The 14,759-nt window shown below is 60.1% G+C and carries 18 protein-coding genes; 9 read left to right on the top strand and 9 right to left on the bottom strand.

The window, feature by feature from the left end:
- Nucleotides 1-58 precede the first annotated feature (58 nt).
- Both A4R29_RS14340 and A4R29_RS34635 read left to right on the top strand, forming a co-directional pair.
- Nucleotides 59-286 (top strand): hypothetical protein, encoded by a 228-nt coding sequence (locus A4R29_RS14340; protein ID WP_013531524.1) that lies wholly within the window; start codon nucleotides 59-61, stop codon nucleotides 284-286.
- Nucleotides 283-576 (top strand): hypothetical protein, encoded by a 294-nt coding sequence (locus A4R29_RS34635; RefSeq protein WP_164745831.1) that lies wholly within the window; start codon nucleotides 283-285, stop codon nucleotides 574-576. Before A4R29_RS14340 ends, A4R29_RS34635 begins: the two co-directional genes overlap by 4 nt.
- Before the next feature lie 55 nt (nucleotides 577-631).
- Here the strand turns inward: A4R29_RS34635 and A4R29_RS14330 are convergent, their stop codons facing one another.
- Nucleotides 632-2,539: a multicopper oxidase domain-containing protein gene (locus tag A4R29_RS14330; protein ID WP_063168034.1), complete on the bottom strand. Its 1,908-nt coding sequence runs from the start codon at nucleotides 2,537-2,539 to the stop codon at nucleotides 632-634.
- 192 nt (nucleotides 2,540-2,731) lie between these two features.
- Between A4R29_RS14330 and A4R29_RS14325 the strand changes: the two genes are divergently transcribed.
- A complete protein-coding gene (locus A4R29_RS14325; RefSeq protein WP_013531527.1) occupies nucleotides 2,732-3,160 on the top strand; it encodes a hypothetical protein in 429 nt (142 codons plus the stop codon).
- Between the two features lie 106 nt (nucleotides 3,161-3,266).
- Here A4R29_RS14325 and A4R29_RS33100 read toward each other — a convergent pair whose 3' ends face one another.
- The 4 genes from A4R29_RS33100 to A4R29_RS14310 all read right to left on the bottom strand — a co-directional run bounded on the left by A4R29_RS33100 (nucleotide 3,267) and on the right by A4R29_RS14310 (nucleotide 6,323).
- Nucleotides 3,267-3,425, bottom strand: a complete 159-nt coding sequence (locus A4R29_RS33100) for a hypothetical protein (RefSeq protein ID WP_013531528.1) — start codon at nucleotides 3,423-3,425, stop codon at nucleotides 3,267-3,269.
- Between the two features lie 83 nt (nucleotides 3,426-3,508).
- Complete coding sequence (locus A4R29_RS14320; RefSeq protein ID WP_063172177.1) at nucleotides 3,509-3,979, bottom strand: YbhB/YbcL family Raf kinase inhibitor-like protein; 471 nt, start codon at nucleotides 3,977-3,979, stop codon at nucleotides 3,509-3,511.
- 47 nt (nucleotides 3,980-4,026) lie between these two features.
- Nucleotides 4,027-4,233, bottom strand: a complete 207-nt coding sequence (locus tag A4R29_RS14315) for a hypothetical protein (RefSeq protein WP_013531530.1) — start codon at nucleotides 4,231-4,233, stop codon at nucleotides 4,027-4,029.
- Between the two features lie 98 nt (nucleotides 4,234-4,331).
- The gene (locus A4R29_RS14310; protein ID WP_063172176.1) at nucleotides 4,332-6,323 is read right to left on the bottom strand and encodes a protein-L-isoaspartate(D-aspartate) O-methyltransferase; all 1,992 of its coding nucleotides are present in this window, start codon (nucleotides 6,321-6,323) and stop codon (nucleotides 4,332-4,334) included.
- Nucleotides 6,324-6,587: 264 nt separating this feature from the next.
- Between A4R29_RS14310 and A4R29_RS14305 the strand changes: the two genes are divergently transcribed.
- The 4 genes from A4R29_RS14305 (at nucleotide 6,588) to A4R29_RS35630 (ending at nucleotide 10,925) form a co-directional block, all read left to right on the top strand.
- Nucleotides 6,588-8,999 (top strand): phosphoketolase family protein, encoded by a 2,412-nt coding sequence (locus tag A4R29_RS14305; protein ID WP_063173685.1) that lies wholly within the window; start codon nucleotides 6,588-6,590, stop codon nucleotides 8,997-8,999.
- On the top strand, nucleotides 8,996-10,174 hold the full coding sequence (locus A4R29_RS14300) for an acetate/propionate family kinase (protein WP_082827568.1): 1,179 nt from the start codon (nucleotides 8,996-8,998) through the stop codon (nucleotides 10,172-10,174). Before A4R29_RS14305 ends, A4R29_RS14300 begins: the two co-directional genes overlap by 4 nt.
- Before the next feature lie 207 nt (nucleotides 10,175-10,381).
- A complete protein-coding gene (locus tag A4R29_RS14295; RefSeq protein WP_013531534.1) occupies nucleotides 10,382-10,621 on the top strand; it encodes a hypothetical protein in 240 nt (79 codons plus the stop codon).
- Nucleotides 10,569-10,925, top strand: a complete 357-nt coding sequence (locus A4R29_RS35630) for a DUF6894 family protein (RefSeq protein ID WP_395387698.1) — start codon at nucleotides 10,569-10,571, stop codon at nucleotides 10,923-10,925. Before A4R29_RS14295 ends, A4R29_RS35630 begins: the two co-directional genes overlap by 53 nt.
- Before the next feature lie 57 nt (nucleotides 10,926-10,982).
- Here A4R29_RS35630 and A4R29_RS33095 read toward each other — a convergent pair whose 3' ends face one another.
- From A4R29_RS33095 to A4R29_RS14275, 4 genes are all read right to left on the bottom strand, one after another.
- Nucleotides 10,983-11,147, bottom strand: coding sequence for a hypothetical protein (locus A4R29_RS33095; RefSeq protein ID WP_013531536.1), 165 nt, complete (start codon nucleotides 11,145-11,147; stop codon nucleotides 10,983-10,985).
- Nucleotides 11,148-11,311: 164 nt separating this feature from the next.
- A complete protein-coding gene (locus tag A4R29_RS14285) occupies nucleotides 11,312-11,512 on the bottom strand; it encodes a KTSC domain-containing protein (protein ID WP_063172175.1) in 201 nt (66 codons plus the stop codon).
- Between the two features lie 33 nt (nucleotides 11,513-11,545).
- On the bottom strand, nucleotides 11,546-12,007 hold the full coding sequence (locus tag A4R29_RS14280; RefSeq protein WP_167355176.1) for a GFA family protein: 462 nt from the start codon (nucleotides 12,005-12,007) through the stop codon (nucleotides 11,546-11,548).
- A gap of 73 nt (nucleotides 12,008-12,080) precedes the next feature.
- On the bottom strand, nucleotides 12,081-12,380 hold the full coding sequence (locus A4R29_RS14275) for a PRC-barrel domain-containing protein (RefSeq protein ID WP_013531539.1): 300 nt from the start codon (nucleotides 12,378-12,380) through the stop codon (nucleotides 12,081-12,083).
- Nucleotides 12,381-12,951: 571 nt separating this feature from the next.
- On the opposite strand from A4R29_RS14275, the gene A4R29_RS14265 reads away from it, so the two are divergent.
- Nucleotides 12,952-13,701 carry a Crp/Fnr family transcriptional regulator gene (locus tag A4R29_RS14265; RefSeq protein ID WP_082827402.1) on the top strand — a complete coding sequence of 250 codons (750 nt, stop codon included), beginning with the start codon at nucleotides 12,952-12,954 and terminating at the stop codon, nucleotides 13,699-13,701.
- Nucleotides 13,702-14,088: 387 nt separating this feature from the next.
- Complete coding sequence (locus A4R29_RS14260; RefSeq protein WP_063172174.1) at nucleotides 14,089-14,706, top strand: alpha-ketoglutarate-dependent dioxygenase AlkB; 618 nt, start codon at nucleotides 14,089-14,091, stop codon at nucleotides 14,704-14,706.
- Nucleotides 14,707-14,759 lie beyond the last annotated feature (53 nt).

Raw genomic sequence — 14,759 nt, 5'->3', positions numbered from 1 at the left:
TGATCTGCACCTTGGACAGGATCAAAATGAAGCTGAGGTGACCATGGGAGGGAGCCGCATGAGCATCGCCAGATGGGCAATAAGACCTGTCGGTACCGCCAAGGCGTTTCTGGCAGAAGAGCTTCGAAGTGCGCGATACGGCGACATCGTTTCGGTCAAAGCGGCGATAGAGGCCGCTCGCAGGGACGCGCCTTATTTGCAGGATACAGATGATGAATTGATGGAGACGATCATCGAGCTGGCACGGGAACTGGGTCTGGCCGTCCTTTTTGACTCTCGCGATTGACCGATGAGCCATGGTCGATGCGATTTGGTACGAAATCGACAATTGGCTCATGGTCGAAAATGCGCAATCATTGGGAAATGGGACGACGGCTGGACGACAAACTCGATTGCAAGGCTTGTGGGACCATCCAAATGGACATTCCCGACGACGCCAACGAGTCGACGCCAATTCATTGCAGCAATTGCGGCGCCTTTCTCGGCGAATGGGGTGAATTGCAGGATGATTTCTATCGCCAGGCTCGCGGTACCGAAGCATTCGACTTGCGCAACGGAACCATTATCAAGAAGTAGCGCGCAACAACGCGCCCCCCGATGACACAGGTAAATCCACAGGGGGGTGGCAGATCTAACCGACGTCGATCACGACCATCAGCCCGCCGCCGCCCTTTTCCTCGACATTGTTGTTCGTCGTGTGATGCGGGATGTGGCAATGGATGAGCCACTTGCCGGGACGCCGTGCCTTCCAGACGACGTCATAGCGCTGTCCTGGCCCGACATTGATCGTATCGGCCAGAAAGCGCGCCGAGGGAGGAAGCGTCTCACCGTCACGAGCGACGACCTCGAAGGGTCCGCCATGGATATGCATGGGATGGACGAAGCCATTATTGGTGCCGATGAAACGCACCTTCAGCGTCTCGCCCACCTTCATGGGGATGGCGTCGGTTGCGGGATAGGCCTTGCCGTTGATGGTGAAGAAGTTCGGCATACCGCCTTCCATCGGCATCGAAGGATAGGTCAGTCCATCGCGCACCAGCCATTCCTGAAGTTCGATCACATAGTCGTGGTCAGCCTGAACCTCGTCGGCGGGATTGGCAGGGTCGATGATCAGCGCCCCATAGAGCCCCAGCGCCTGGGTACGGTCCGGCTTGGCATGCGGATGATAGAAATAGGTCCCGTGCTGGGTCGCGGTGAATTCGTAGGAATAGGATTGCCCAGGCTCGATCGGCGGCTGGGTGATCTCGGCGGGCCCATCCATCTGGTTCGGCAGGATCATGCCGTGCCAATGCACCGTGGTCTCCTCAGGCAGGTCATTGGTGACGTCGATGCGAACCTTATCGCCCTGGCGAATGTGGATGCGCGGACCGGGGATCTGGCCGTTGTAGGCATAGGCGTCGACCGCGACATTGGGCAGGATCTGCCAGCGGACCACTGAGGGCCTGAGGTCGAACACCTTGACGCCGTTCTCCAGGCGGAATGGCAGTTCCTGGTCGCCCTTGGCGGCAAGGCCATAGGATGCCGTGACGCGATGCGGATTGGTTGCAGCCATGTCACGCATGGCTTCCGCCGGCGTGTCGCGGCCCATGATCATGCCTTGCGGCATGATCGCCCCGCCGACGTCACGTGCCGAAAGCGTCAGGTTCAGCCAGTTCGCCGGTGCGGCCATGCCAATCGCCAGCGCCAGCACCGAGACCATGCCGAGGGCTGCTATCTGCGGCGTCGTGGCGTCCGTCTCCATCTGATGGCCGTTGCGTTTGGATTTGTGGGATGTGTTGGCGTGGCCTTGTCGTCGATCATCGCCGGCGCGGGCATGATGCGTAGCGTGCTGTTGCTGGGCGGTCGGCTCTCGACTGCTCATTTCGGCCGCCTCCGGGCGCTGCGTCATCAACCCGTGCTTCAGTCCGCGGGCGACCAGCCAGACATTGGCGGGATAAGCAAGTGTGAAGCCGGCAATGACGCCGATCGACATCACGCCCCAGAACAAGAGCTCGGTCGGCTCCATCGCGCGCATGTCGCGCCCCATCATCAGGAAGCTCATGACGGGCGCCATGCCGGCCATCATGAAATTCATCGAGATGAACTCGGGCAGGAAGCTCTTGCGCACATTCTCCCAGTAGGTGCCGCCCATCATCGATTTCATGAACAGCGACTGGAAGATGAACAGGCCGAAGGCGAAACCCGCCAGATATTCGACGATGAGGTCGAGCCACATCGGCAGGCCAAGCGTTGCCGTGATGACCGCCGCGAGAATGATGCCGGTTGCATCGCCGGCAACGCAGTGGATGGTCGAACCGACGCCCTGCTTCCATAGCGGCCTGGTGAAGTCTTCATGCTCGCCCGGTCGTGGCTCCTTGTCTGCAAGCACATAAAGCAGCAGCCCCAATGGACCCATATAGAGGGTCACCAGGATGAAACCCCATTTCATCACCACCGGTTCGGGATTGTTGCGGTATTGATCGAAGCCGACATAGAGCGTCGAGGCGGCGGCAAGAGCGAACCAGACGGCAAGGAAATAGTCGATTGGCTGGATGAACATGGATGCATCCCGTCGCGGATCAGCGGCTTGTCACAAGCAGCCCCCGCCGATGAACGCAGCACGTGTGTTTATGATCCCGCCGGCCCAATCCGGTTGTGTCGAATTCTCCAGCCTGGCGCTCTTGTCGAAGCATTACGGCGCGGTAATTCCCTTGAAGGCGTGGGCGCTTCGCTGCCTCAACAGGAGCTGGCCATGAAACATCAAACACTCGACCAACTGCATGCCGTCGCCAAGATTGAATCGTCGGCTGCATATTCCGCAATGACACGAAATCAGCGCATCGAGCGCTGGGCTGAACTGCTGGAGCGTAATCCCGAGCGATGCCTTGGCGCGTTTGCAGGCACCGAACATCTGCACCCCGAAGCACGTGCAATGATGCGGGGCGAGGGAACCGCAATTTCGGTTGCTTTCGAAGATCCAGTGCTGCGCGCATCGGGTTTGAAAGACGATACCTACGGCGAGGCAAAGCGCTTTTTCGAGCTGAACGACTGGCAGTTGCACGACATCGTCTGCGATTGCCACGTCGGCTCAACCATGAAAGCGCGCTGGGCTGCGACGCGAGTCCGCTCAGCCGTCAGCGGCAGGTTCTTTGCGTGGTTGCGGCAAAGGATAATGCGCTGACCCAGTTGGGGATCGTCGTCGCCCGCTGCGGCTTACGATCCCCTGTCTTGCCGATTGGATGTCTTGCCGATTGGATGTCGTCCGATCGGATATCTTGCGATGCGGATCAACGCTTGTCCTGGTATAGCCGGTCGGTCGCCCGGTCGCTTTCCCTTCGTTCGGCGGGCCCACGCCGGCGGCGTGCGATAACGGCATAGGCCAACAGCACGATCAGCAACAATGGGCCGCCGGCAACGACGACCAACCACATGATATCTCCAAACATGGCGGCATCTCCTTTCCCAGACAACCGGCAAGGAGGAGAACCGTTCCGCGCAGCAGCAGGGTAATGCCACCTCGGTCATCAACTTACGGATTGCGTTCGTAGGTTCCGATGAGTTCTGCCTGCTCGAGCGAGTGTTTCTGCGCCTCCCGCCAGATGCGCTCGACGCCTGCGCTGGCCGGAATGGCAAGGCTCGGCGTGTCGAGCGCGGCCAGCCGGAAATGGTAATGGTGGACGCCATGTCCGACCGGGGGTTCAGGGCCGTCGTAATAGGCGTTGCCAAAATCATTTGTTGCTTGCCTAAGGGCACCGGGACCTGGCTTGCCGCTTTCCGCCTCGGGAAGTTCCCTTGTCTCCGCGGAGATGTTGAATACCGCCCAATGACCAAACGTTCCGCTCGGCGCATCAGGATCCTGAAGGACGAGAACGAGGCTTTTGGCGTCGTCCGGTACTCCAGACCATTTCAGCGGCGGCGATACGTTTTTGCCGTCTCGTGTATATCTTTCGGGAATTGGTCCGCCTTCGGCAAAGGCGGCGCTGCTGAGGGCAAGTGGCATGGTTCACTCCTTCCGGGGAAGTTGATCGCAGCGATGCCAACGGCATGCTATTTGTTGGTCCGCATCTTTTGTCTTGGATCGATCCCGCCAGCAGCGGTCGTGTCGTTCTCGACATCGCCTTCGACCGTGTTCTCGCCTTCAAGCTCGAACTCTTCGCCTTCCTTGATCGTTCCCTTGGAAGTCCCGATACCAGGATTGTTCGCCAAGTCGGCATCGCTCGGTTTTTTCCATTTCGGATGTTTGGTTCCGGTCATGAGAAAACTCCTTCGACGGGATTTCAGTTTAAAAATGCAAGCCAGATGGGCCGTTCCGGTTCCAGGGCTCTGCTTCATCGGCTCGCCGCGCGCGCCGGTTAGAGCCCGAATGGATAGGTGTCGGGAACGCCGGTTCTTGCATGCTCCGGGCCAAGCGGCGTCACTGCCGCGGTTTTGTCGAACCATAGGAACGCGTCGAACTGCTGGGGCAGGGAAGCGTCCGCATAGTGGCTGCCCAGCTCGGTTTCCGGCCGGTAGATTACCCCGATGAATCGCTCCAGCCTGCGTTCCAGCAGCCGCTCACGCAGCGTCTTGTCGCGCCCGAGGTCGAGCAGGAACCGCGATACGAGAGAATCGTGGCAAAGCCGTTCGTAGCTGTCGGCGTGCGACGCGCGAACCTGCTTCACCTCCATTTCGCCATCCCAGTCGCTTGCGGCCGCTACAGTGCCGGAATGCGTGCCCATACCGACTAGCGCTGCCTCATCGCCGAAACGCTGCCGGCAGAGCTGACCGATGTTCAGTTCGTCCCTGACGACACCCATCTCGGTAAAGCGGGCATCGCCGATATGGGAATTGTGCGCCCACACCACCGCCTTGGAGTTGGGGCCGCCGGCGTCCAACAAATGTTCCAAGGTCTCGAACATGTGGGTGTCGCGCAGGTTCCAGGACTCCGCACCGCCATAGTACATGATCCGGTAGTAGTGTTCGGCGGACGCGATCAGCCGGGCATTCTGACTGGCGTCGAGAAAGTCGGTTCCGTCCTGTTTTGCATAATCGAGTTGTCTGGCGAGCAAGTCCCGGCATTGTTCCAGCACGGCTTTCTCGCATTTTTTATAGCCGGCGGTGAGCACCGCACGGCCGTAGGTAGACGGTTCGTGTTGCCAGGGCGTCAGGCAACCATACCGTTCGCGTGCAATCTTGGCTGCCTGGGGATCGACCCGGTCGAGATAGTCGAGGACCGCGCCTATGGACCCGCTCATATTGTAGATGTCCAGGCCGTAGAACCCTGCTTGCTCCGAAGGTTCTAGCTTCTCGTTGCGACGGCGCATCCAGTCGGAGAAGGCCGCGACATCGGTGTTGCGCCACATCCACGTCGGAAACCGCTGGAATGGCGCACCGGCGCCTGTTCGCGGCCGACGATGGCGAACGTAGCGGTCGATCGCCGCCGCATCGGGCCAGTCCGCCTCGACCGCGACGATGGTGAAGCCGTGCCGTTCGACGAGCCTGCGGGTGATCGCCGCGCGCGCCCTGTAGAACTCGGACGTGCCATGGCTTGCCTCGCCAAGCAGAACGACGCGCCGGTCGGCGAACCGATCGAACAATGCGCCGAAGGCCGGATCGTCGAAATCGGGCAGCGGTTCAGCCGCGGCCGCGATCATATCGGGCAGGCTGATTGGATGCGGATGTCGAAGTGGACGACCGACCTTGGTGACGGTGCCGTTTTCCGACCAACCCTGCTCGCCGATGAGAGGGACGAAGCGCACGCCGCCGAAATCCTCCTCGCTGTAGGTTGCGGCACCTGTCCGGGTGACTTTGAGCAGGCGTTGCAGATCGGGGTCGTCGCCGACCGGAATGACGAGCCTGCCGCCGACATCGAGTTGCTCCTGAAGGGCGAGCGGTGCGCCGGGACCGCTGGCTGTCACCACGATGGCATCGAACGGCGCCGCCTGCGGCCAGCCCTTGGTGCCATCGCCTGTCCGGACCTCGATGTTTCGATAGCCGAGTTTTTCAAACCGCCGTTTCGCCGTTTCTGCCAAACCGGGATGACGCTCTATGGTGTAGACCTGTTCGACGATCCGGCTCATCACAGCGGCGGCGTAACCCGAGCCGGTGCCGATTTCGAGCACGTGGTCACCCGGTTTGACGTCCGCCATTTCGATCATGAATGCGACGATGTAGGGTTGCGATATGGTCTGGCCGTCGGCGATCGGCAGCGGCGTGTCTTCATAAGCAAATTCCTCGAAACCGGGTTCTACGAAGGCCTCGCGTGGAACTTCGCGCATCGCCTGCAGAATTTCACGGTCATGGATGCCACGCCGGCCGACGTGGATATTGACCATTCGATCACGGGCACGAGGAAGATCGAGCATTTTTTAGCTCCCTTTGGTGCAACGCTTCGAGGTTGTCCTTCGCGGTAGCTGCCTTGAACCTGGCCTTCGCGATTCCAGTTTCTAACCGCTGGAGGACTTCAAGGTTCCCGCCTATTTGCGGACAGAGCCGCTCGCTCCAGCGGGATAGCGACCGGTCTCTTGGCCGCTCGGGTCGCGACACTGTCCCGGACGGCGGCAGTCGGGGGTTGCTCAAGCGCAAAGATGCCCCAGTTATCACCAGCGAACCGAAAGCTGGAGATGTCGATGAACGACAAGGCTGCCGCGACGCCGCAGGCTATCGGCCACGAACGGATCGACCTCATGGACCGTTACTGGCGCGCCGCGAATTACATCTCGGTCGGCCAGATCTATCTGCTCGACAATCCGCTGTTGCGCGAACCGTTGAAGGCCGAGCACGTCAAGCCTCGGTTACTTGGCCATTGGGGCACGACGCCGGGCCTGAATTTTCTCTACCTGCATCTGAACCGCGTTATCCGCGAACGCGACCTCGATGTTCTGTTTATCTGCGGCCCGGGCCATGGCGGTCCCGCAATGGTCGCCAACACATGGCTCGAGGGCACCTATAGCGAGATCTATCCCGATATCGGGCAGGGCGAAGACGGCCTCAGGAAACTGTTCCGGCAGTTTTCCTTTCCCGGTGGCGTGCCAAGCCATGCCGCGCCCGAGACGCCAGGCTCCATCCATGAGGGCGGCGAATTGGGATATGCATTGGTTCATGCCTTCGGTGCGGCCTTCGACAATCCGGGTCTGGTGGTTGCCTGCGTCGTTGGTGACGGCGAAGCCGAGACCGGTCCGCTGGCGGCGGCATGGCATTCCAACAAGTTCCTGAACCCAGCGTCGGACGGCGCCGTCCTGCCGATCCTGCATCTAAACGGCTACAAGATCGCCAATCCGACGATCCTCGGCCGCATGGACGATCAGGAATTGCGAGACCTTTTCGCCGGCTATGGCTACGAACCGTTCTTCGTCGAAGGCCACGAGCCGCTTGCCATGCACCGGTCCATGGCCGCGACGCTCGACACGGTGCTCGATCGCATCCGTTCCATTCAGGAGCAGGCACGGGCTCCGGGATGGCATGGTCAACGCCCGAAATGGCCGATGATCGTGCTGCGCAGCCCCAAGGGATGGACCGGGCCGAAGGAGGTCGATGGCGAAAAAGTCGAGGGTTTCTGGCGCTCGCATCAAGTGCCGGTATCGAACGCTCGAGGGAATGAGGAGCACCGCAAGATCCTCGAAAACTGGATGCGAAGCTACGAACCGGGAGAGCTGTTCGACGAAAGCGGGCACCTGTTGCCGGAGCTTGCGGCACTTGCCCCGACAGGGACAAGGCGCATGGGCGCAAGCCCGTACGCAAATGGCGGCCTGCTGAAGCGCGATCTGATGCTTCCAGATTGGAAAAGCCTGGCGCTGGAAGTGCCGCGTCCAGGTGGCGTCATTGCCGAGGCGACGCGGATTTGCGGAAGCTATCTTCGCGAGGTGTTCCGCCTCAATGCCGAGGCGCGAAACTTCCGCCTGATGGGGCCGGACGAGACATCCTCCAACCGCCTCGACGACGTGTTCGAGGTCACCGATCGGATCTGGATGGAGCGCATCGAGCCCTATGACGTCCATCTTTCCCGTGATGGTCGCGTCATGGAAGTGCTGAGCGAGCATCTCTGCCAGGGCTGGCTTGAAGGCTATCTGCTCACCGGCCGCCATGGCCTGTTTTCATGCTATGAGGCCTTCATTCATATCGTCGATTCGATGGTCAACCAGCATGCCAAATGGCTGAAGACCTCCGGCGAGCTCGCTTGGCGCAAGCCGATCGCCTCGCTCAATTACCTTTTGACCTCGCATGTCTGGCGGCAGGATCACAATGGTTTCAGCCATCAGGATCCGGGCTTTGCCGATCTGGTCGCCAACAAGAAGGCCGACACGGTAAGGCTCTATTTCCCGCCGGACGCCAACACCCTGTTGTGGATCACCGATCATTGCCTGAGAACCTATAACCGCATCAATGTCATCACCGCCGGCAAGCAGCCGGGACCGCAATGGCTGTCCATTGAAGAAGCCGGAGCGCATTGCAAAGCTGGAGCGGGCATCTGGGAATGGGCCGGCACGGTTGCTCAGCACGAGGAGCCCGATGTGGTCATGGCCTGCGCCGGCGATGTGCCGACCCTGGAAACACTGGCCGCGACAGACATTCTGCGCTCCGCGATCCCCGACCTGAAAATCCGCGTCGTCAATGTTGTCGACCTGATGACATTGCAGTCGAACACGGAGCATCCGCACGGCCTGCCCGACGGGGACTTCGACGCGTTGTTCACGAAAACACGGCCCGTCATCTTCGCCTATCACGGCTATCCCTATCTCATTCATCGCCTGACATACCGCCGCGCCAACCATGACAACATGCATGTGCATGGCTTCCGCGAGGAGGGCACCACGACGACGCCATTCGACATGGTGGTGCTCAATGAACTCGACCGCTACCATCTCGCGCTCGCCGCCATCGAACGCGTGCCGGGACTGGCCAAAAGGGCCGAAGGGCTTGCCGGCGAACTCCACGGCAGGTTGGCGAAGCACAAGGCCTATGTGCGCGAGCACGGCGAAGACATGCCCGAAATCCAGAAATGGAGCTGGCCCGACAAAGCCGCGACAAAGGGGCGCCAATGATGCGTCGGTCGATCCTGGCGCTGAATGCCGGCTCGTCCAGCATCAAGTTCGCGCTTTACGATCTTGTCTCATCACGGGATATGCAACTCGTTTCACGCGGCACGCTGGACCTGGGCGACAAACCCACACTGCGCGCAAAAGCGGCCGACGGAACGGTGCAGTGCGATCGGCCGCTCACCGCCGACAAGCGGCGTGACGCGGCCATAGGCGAGATGCTGAACTGGGTGCAGGGCGAAATTGGGGAACGAAACCTGATCTGCGCCGGCCATCGCATCGTGCATGGCGGAAGCGAGTTCATCGAACCTGTCCGTCTGACCCCAGACATCATCGACGCCATCGACAAACTTACGCCGCTTGCTCCGCTGCATCAGCCTCGCAGTCTCGCGCCCGTCCGTGCAATAGCCGCCTTGCAACCGGACCTGCCACAGGTTGGCTGTTTCGACACCGCTTTCCACCAGACGATCGATCCGCTCGTGCGGCGCTTTGCCCTTCCGCGCCAGTATGAAGAGCAAGGCTTGCGCCGCTACGGGTTCCACGGTCTCTCCTATGAATACATCGCCGGGCGGCTCAGCGAGATATCGCCAATTTTCGCGGCGAAACACACGATCGTCGCCCATCTCGGCAATGGGGCAAGTCTTTGCGCCCTGCACGGGGGCAAAAGCATCGATACCACGATGGGTTTTTCGGCCCTGGATGGCCTCGTCATGGGCACGCGGTGCGGCGCCATCGATCCCGGCGTGCTGTTGTATTTCCTGCTGGAAAGAGGCATCGCGGCGGAAGAACTGCAGGCGATGCTCTACGAGAAGTCGGGCCTGCTCGGCGTATCCGGTATTTCCGGCGACATGAGGACGCTCGAAGCGAGCAATGATCCTCGCGCGCAAGAGGCGATGGCGCTTTTCGCCTTTCGCGCCGCGAGAGAGGCCGCGGCGCTTGCAAACACGATGGGTGGCCTTGAATGCCTGGTGTTCACCGCCGGCATCGGCGAACGGTCCGCGGCCATCCGCAAGGCCATATGCGAAAAATTGACCTGGCTTGGCGTGGTGCTTGAAGATCGCGCCAACAACACCCACGCCGAGATCCTCAGTCGTCCCGAGAGCAAGGTGGAAGTACGGGTGATTGCGACCGATGAGGAAAGTGTCGTTGCACGTCACAGCCGCATGGTGATGCAAGCCTGAACGCTCGCCTCGGCATCGGAAAATCGGCTGTCGATTCGGCCCGATGAAAGCGCGGGCAAGGGTATTCCCTGTACGAAAATTACCAAGCAAGCGGTCGGGGGAACCAACTGCCCATAGAAATATTGTGCGAGCAATCCCGGCTAACCCCGAGATCGTCGGCCGATGATCAGGCCGACAGCCTTACTTCAGGCGTTGGCTGAGGAATCCATGTTTACGGACGACGTTGCGGTGAGGCGCCTGAAAATCCTGGTCGAGCAATATGTCGAGACACGCAAGAAACGCCACGATGTGATCTCTACCGCCAAGGCCGGGACCGCAATTCGAGAGGTGATGCCAAGTTGCCCGCTTTCCGGAAAGGCCTTCGATGATCTGATAGCGGCCTGCGCCATCGAGCATGGCCTCGCTGTGCTCTTCGACAATCCGGGGACATCAGGCACTGAAGTCTGAGGCTGGCGCTTCCGATGCTACCGTCGCGATGAGCAGGAGTTCAGTCGGCATGTCCAGGTACTTTTTCGACCTTCGAGATGAGAGCGGAAGCTTGCAGGAGGATCCCGAGGGCCAGGAATTTTCTGATCTCGCGAGCGCTGAGGAAAACGCGATGGCGTCGGCGAAGGAAATCCTTGCCGAAGAGCTGCTGCATGGCAGGCCGCTGCGTACCGGATTGACCTTCGAGATTTTTGACGAGAACCGCAACCTGGTGCTGCGCTTTCCTTTTGCGCTCGCGGCCGAAAAGGCCGGGGCACCCCCTTAATCCCGAATTGCCTGGCCGATCACCTGCAGGGGCCATACAGGTCGCCTCATGCGGATCCTATCCTTCCGCCTTGAAGTTTCTGGCTTCCTTCTCGACCTTGGGGTTGTCCTTGCCATGCTTTTGCATGAGCTCCTTGGCTTGCTTGGGTGAGACGTCGGTGGTCTCTGCCAAGCGCAATGCCTTCTTGTCCTTGCTTTCGGTCTTCTGCTTCTTGGCCGTCATGGCTCTTGAACTCCCTTGAAGCCTTTTCCGATCGATCTTTGCCGGTGCGAACACCTGAGCATGTCCAGATGAACACTGTCGTGGCCTGGCTTGCTTCGATGACGAGACGTCAACGAGACGATGCCGGTCAGGTTCCGTGCATCGCCTGCTCATGTCCAAACTTGTCACGCCACGCGGCGGTACCGATGGCGGTCGCGGATGAACTCATTGAAGAAGCGGCCTTTTGAGGAAGCTTTGGTGAAAGCGGCATAAGTTGCCGGTGCAACATCCTCATATTCGTAGCGTATGCCGCTCGGCACAAACCAGACCGACAGGATCCTGGTGGCGGGATCGTATTGCGCATTTCGGATCACGGTCGATGGCATGGTCGCACCCGACAGGTCTGCCCGAATAACCCGTTAGCGATCGTCAGGTTCCGCCGATATCCTGGCGTCACGCACCGCGACTACCGGTCGCGCGGGTTTCCTTGAATATCGGTCGATGCGTGGCAGGCTGTCATCAAACTCGATCCACGGCAGCCTCAGGTCCCAATAGGCATGGGCTTGCGGCCGAAACCCTTCAGGGTTGTCAAAGAAGCCGATCGTCACATAGAACTCGTCCGGCAGGCCTTCGTCGCTATAGCCTATCGAGCTTCCACAGTCTGGGCAGAACGTGCGGGTGACGCCTGGCGTTTGGGAAAAGGCCTTCGGCGTCCCTCTAAGGAGCTGAAATTGCTTCGGCCGGTAACCAACCCAGATCGTCAGCGGACTTCCGATGGCCCGGCGGCAATCGTCGTCGTGATCGTAGCATATCCAGAAAGGCTCTCCGTCCAGGGCTGCGGCGATCCCTCCGCAGAAGCAGGCTCCGGTTTCGCGCCGCATCGTCTGTCCACCCTGTTGCGCCTAAGAGAGAGCGGCCGAGTGGCCGCTCCCGTTCAAGGTGAAGTCCTTGAAATCATGCATCGTGATGCTCGGGCATGCTCTTGAGCTGATCCTTGGTCCAGTTCGTCACCGCGTGAACGTCGCCGTCTTCATCGCGCATGAATTCCAACTGGCTTGCGGGAACGGCCACCGGCTTGGCGCCAATGCCGAGAAAGCCGCCGACATCGATGACGACCTGACTGGCGGCTCCTGAGCCGTGCACATGCGAAACGCTGCCGACTTTGTTGTCGTCTGCGTCGTAAATCGTGGCGTCTTCGAGAATGTCTGGTGTCAGCTCGGTGCTTGTGAGGCGTACGTGGTTGGTGTGATCCATCTTTCGAGACTCCTGTTGGGTGGAATATTTGAACCTCTCAGCCGAGCAATCGTTCCGAACAATTCCGGGGGCGACGGACGGACGACGCAAGGACGCTAGAAGCCTCAACTCAGCCTCCGTCCGAATTGACTCGCAAAGCTCCGTACGGAAGCGTACAAAAGGAAATCGTCAGCAGCACAGTTGGGGCGCTGACGCTTGGGAGTGACCATCGCTCTTGCCCATCACGAGGCATGGTGTTGCACGGCGAAGGAGCCCGAGCACCCCGGTCTGCCAGTGGGCGCGATGACCGCGCTGGCGCGGGATACAGGCGCCACTGAACAACAGATACGCGAAATCATATCGCTCCTCGGGTTCGATCGCGCCTCTATTCTGCGGGAGGCTCGTTTGCTGGCGAAAGATAGTCAGCCAACAAGGCCTTCGAGTCTTCAGCAGTAACTGTCGGTTTCATACCAACGCGCCCGCCCGTCTAGTGCTGCGCGAGACGAAGTCTATGGTTCGTTACCGTCCGCTCGTTCGACGGGCGCGGCCGGCTAAGAGATCCCAGTGCTCTTGCCCAAGGGAAAAGAGTCTCGTGGATTACCAGACACTGCAAGCCAAGAGCGAATTGCTTCGCCGGATGAGCGCGGACGATTTCGCGCGGCTACGTCCGCATCTGGCGAGTGTTTTTCTTGAGTTGCGCGCGCCGCTGGAGACCGCGGGGCAGAAGATCGAAGCCGTCTATTTTCTGGAAAGCGGGCTGGCCTCGGTAGTGGCGAGGACTTCGCCTGCGACCGAAGCCGAAGTCGGAATCATCGGGTTCGAAGGAATGACCGGTTCGGCCCTGGTCATGGGGGACGACCAGGCCAACTTTGATTGTTACGTCCAGTCGACATGCGAGGCTCTCCGGATAGAGGCTGTCCCCTTCGTCGAAGCCCTGGAGGACAGCCCTACATTGCGGTCGTTCCTGTTGCGCTATGTCCAATATTTCCATGTTCAGACAAGCTATACGGCATCGATCAACGCGCGGCAGAGCCTGGAAGTTCGACTGGCAAGATGGCTTTTGATGTGCAGCGACCGCACTGTCGGCGACAGGCTTATGATAACCCATGAATTTCTGTCCATCATGCTTGGTGTGAGGCGTCCGGGGGTTACCGTCGGCCTCCAGATGATCGAAAGTTACGGTTATATCCGAGCGCGCCGCGGAGAGATTACGATCCGCGATCGAGACGGTCTCATGACGTTGGCGCGAGATTCTTACGGTCCACCCGAAACCCAGTACCGCCGGCTGGTCGGAGATTTGGGCTCGAAGCATCCCGCGAGGCAGGAGCGGCCTCTCGTTTGAGCGCGCCGGGCCAACGGAGGCTTCTCCGCCAGAGCCGCCAGCGGACATTTCGAGTGGCCGGCGCGATGATGCCGGTGAGACACCGTTGCCTAAACCCGCGCCGGCCACTGCGGCATGTTTTGGGGATGCCGCGTTGCCAATCTAGTTGCCGACAAGCAACTGGCAACGAAAGCTCACGGTTTGGTAAGAACCGTACGTACATGCACGCAACTCCCTCGGTCGCGTTCAAGGCATGCTCGCGAAATCCTGAGTTGAATACAGTCCCTCGATAAAGTCCGGATTGGCAGGCCCTGTCCGTCGTTGGGGTGACGTCCGCAGGGTGGGTGCAGATTGGCTGGCCAGGTTCCGATATTGCCAGGCGGGCTGGCCTTCACCATCTTAGCTGGGATGGCGACACCCAAATCGAAAACACCCGACTCCGGCTCATCCGGGCTTCAGCACGATCTCTTTGGTGCTGCCGACGACCTACCGGAAGGTTTCTTCTATCAGCCCGAGTTGATCACGGCGCAAGAAGAAACGGAACTTGCCCGGCATCTGGAAGGCCTGCCGTTCGAGGCGTTCGATTTCCATGGCCATCTGGCAAACCGGCGCGTCGTCGGTTTTGGCCTGCGTTACGACTACGACAGACGCCAGGTCGTCGAGGCGCCGCCGATCCCTGACTTCCTGCTGTCCCTGCGCGACAAGATCGCAGCGTTGGCAGGCCGGCCCGCCAACGCCTTCGCGCAAGTGTTGATCAACGAATACCGGCCCGGCGCCGGCATCGGCTGGCATCGAGACAAGCCTCATTTCGAAGACGTTGCGGGTGTTTCGTTGCTGGCGCCTTGCAGCTTCCGGCTCCGGCGGAAGAATGGCACCAAATGGGACCGCCGGACCATCGTCGTCGAACCAAGGTCGGCGTATCTCATGACCGGACCATCGCGCATGGAATGGGAGCACAGCATTCCGGCGGTTGACCTGCACCGCTACTCGATCACCTTGAGGACATTGCGCGCCAACTCCGCATGAGCATCGCGCGCCGAGCCGTTCTGTCGCATTGCCAGCGCCATCACGAGTTCTTG

This window comes from Mesorhizobium ciceri biovar biserrulae (assembly GCF_001618845.1).
Lineage (GTDB): Bacteria > Pseudomonadota > Alphaproteobacteria > Rhizobiales > Rhizobiaceae > Mesorhizobium > Mesorhizobium ciceri.
The sequence above is the reverse complement of the archived record's forward strand: the minus strand, read 5'-3'. Positions and strand labels throughout refer to the sequence as shown.